The 1,320-nt window shown below is 44.8% G+C and carries 1 protein-coding gene and 1 pseudogene; one reads left to right on the forward strand and one right to left on the reverse strand.

The features are described from left to right. Window positions 1–176: 176 nt before the first annotated feature. Entirely contained in the window at window positions 177–992 is an 816-nt protein-coding gene (locus tag FTV29_RS14955; protein WP_000018326.1) for an aminoglycoside O-phosphotransferase APH(3')-Ia, read from the reverse strand. A 129-nt stretch (window positions 993–1,121) separates the two neighbouring features. Between FTV29_RS14955 and FTV29_RS15220 the strand changes: the two are divergent. Continuing rightward, window positions 1,122–1,320: pseudogene (locus tag FTV29_RS15220) on the forward strand (hypothetical protein); the annotation flags it as partial.

The following is a 1,320-nucleotide window of genomic DNA, read 5'->3' on the forward strand; positions in this document are numbered from 1 at the left end:
AGTACCAGCGTACGGCCCACAGAATGATGTCACGCTGAAAATGCCGGCCTTTGAATGGGTTCATGTGCAGCTCCATCAGCAAAAGGGGATGATAAGTTTATCACCACCGACTATTTGCAACAGTGCCAAGCGCGGTGTCCGGAATTTCAGGTTTGTGTCTCTACAAAGACTAACTATCAGAAAAACTCATCGAGCATCAAATGAAACTGCAATTTATTCATATCAGGATTATCAATACCATATTTTTGAAAAAGCCGTTTCTGTAATGAAGGAGAAAACTCACCGAGGCAGTTCCATAGGATGGCAAGATCCTGGTATCGGTCTGCGATTCCGACTCGTCCAACATCAATACAACCTATTAATTTCCCCTCGTCAAAAATAAGGTTATCAAGTGAGAAATCACCATGAGTGACGACTGAATCCGGTGAGAATGGCAAAAGCTTATGCATTTCTTTCCAGACTTGTTCAACAGGCCAGCCATTACGCTCGTCATCAAAATCACTAGCATCAACCAAACCGTTATTCATTCGTGATTGCGCCTGAGCGAGACGAAATACGCGATCGCTGTTAAAAGGACAATTACAAACAGGAATCGAATGCAACCGGCGCAGGAACACTGCCAGCGCATCAACAATATTTTCACCTGAATCAGGATATTCTTCTAATACCTGGAATGCTGTTTTCCCGGGGATCGCAGTGGTGAGTAACCATGCATCATCAGGAGTACGGATAAAATGCTTGATGGTCGGAAGAGGCATAAATGCCGTCAGCCAGTTTAGTCTGACCATCTCATCTGTAACATCATTGGCAACGCTACCTTTGCCATGTTTCAGAAACAACTCTGGCGCATTGGGCTTCCCATACAATCGATAGATTGTCGCACCTGATTGCCCGACATTATCGCGAGCCCATCTATACCCATATAAATCAGCATCCAGGTTGGAATTTAATCGCGGCCTCGAGCAAGACGTTTCCCGTTGAATATGGCTCATAACACCCCTTGTATTACTGTTTATGTAAGCAGACAGTTTTATTGTTCATGATGATATATTTTTATCGGCACTGTTGCAAATAGTCGGTGGTGATAAACTTATCATCCCCTTTTGCTGATGGAGCTGCACATGAACCCATTCAAAGGCCGGCATTTTCAGCGTGACATCATTCTGTGGGCCGTACGCTGGTACTGCAAATACGGCACTGTTGCAAAGTTAGCGATGAGGCAGCCTTTTGTCTTATTCAAAGGCCTTACATTTCAAAAACTCTGCTTACCAGGCGCATTTCGCCCAGGGGATCACCATAATAAAATGCTGAGGCCTGGCC

The organism is Acinetobacter sp. YH12254 (genome assembly GCF_013417415.1).
Lineage (GTDB): Bacteria > Pseudomonadota > Gammaproteobacteria > Pseudomonadales > Moraxellaceae > Acinetobacter > Acinetobacter pseudolwoffii.

Excerpts from the sequence above, each read along its gene's own strand:
- FTV29_RS14955 (WP_000018326.1), bottom strand. The coding sequence starts at position 992 with ATGAGCCATATTCAACGGGAAACGTCTTGCTCGAGGCCGCGATTAAAT.